The sequence below is a fragment of the Mycobacterium sp. pV006 genome (assembly GCF_041287115.1).
In the GTDB taxonomy this organism is placed as follows: Bacteria; Actinomycetota; Actinomycetes; order Mycobacteriales; family Mycobacteriaceae; genus Mycobacterium.
Window position 1 is genome coordinate 1 of the sequence record NZ_JBGGKT010000056.1, and the last position, 929, is coordinate 929.

Consider the following 929-nt stretch of genomic DNA (forward strand, 5'->3'; position numbering starts at 1 on the left):
AATTTGTGTTCGGCGGTGTCCTACTTTTCCGACCGTGTGGTCAGTATCATCGGCGCTGGCAGGCTTAGCTTCCGGGTTCGGGATGGGACCGGGCGTTTCCCTGCCGCTATGGACCGCCGTAACTCTATTCACTCGTTTCTGAGTGCAAAATTGTGTGTGTTTTGGTGGTGGGGTGTGGTCCGGTCAAACGACGGGTGTGTTTGATCGGGTGTGGATGTGTGGTTGCGAGGTTTTGTTGTTGTTGTAAGTTTTCGGCCGGTTAGTGCCAGTTCCCTGAACGCATTGCTGCGTGTGTAGGTCTGGTCTATCGATCCCGTGGTCTGCGGGGGGCCTTATCCCACTTAATGGGTGAGAAGCCTGGTCTTGGAAGAGGTTTCCCGCTTAGATGCTTTCAGCGGTTATCCTGTCCGAACGTGGCTATCCAGCGGTGCCCCTGGTGGGACAACTGGTGTACCAGAGGTTCGTCCGTCCCGGTCCTCTCGTACTAGGGACAGGTTTCCTCAAGCTTCTGACGCGCGCGGCGGATAGAGACCGAACTGTCTCACGACGTTCTAAACCCAGCTCGCGTGCCGCTTTAATGGGCGAACAGCCCAACCCTTGGGACCTGCTCCAGCCCCAGGATGCGACGAGCCGACATCGAGGTGCCAAACCATCCCGTCGATATGGACTCTTGGGGAAGATCAGCCTGTTATCCCCGGGGTACCTTTTATCCGTTGAGCGACACCCCTTCCACTCAGAGGTGCCGGATCACTAGTCCCGACTTTCGTCCCTGCTTGACATGTCCGTCTCGCAGTCAAGCTCCCTTGTGCACTTACACTCAACACCTGATTGCCGTCCAGGTTGAGGGAACCTTTGGGCGCCTCCGTTACATTTTAGGAGGCAACCGCCCCAGTTAAACTACCCGCCAGGCACTGTCCCTGAACCGGATA

2 rRNA genes are annotated in these 929 nt (G+C 56.7%); both read right to left on the minus strand.

What is annotated here, in order from left to right:
• Positions 1–7: 7 nt before the first annotated feature.
• Positions 8–121 (minus strand): 5S ribosomal RNA (gene rrf / locus ACAG25_RS24765).
• Between the two features lie 117 nt (positions 122–238).
• A 23S ribosomal RNA gene (locus ACAG25_RS24770) occupies positions 239–929 on the minus strand; the annotation flags it as partial.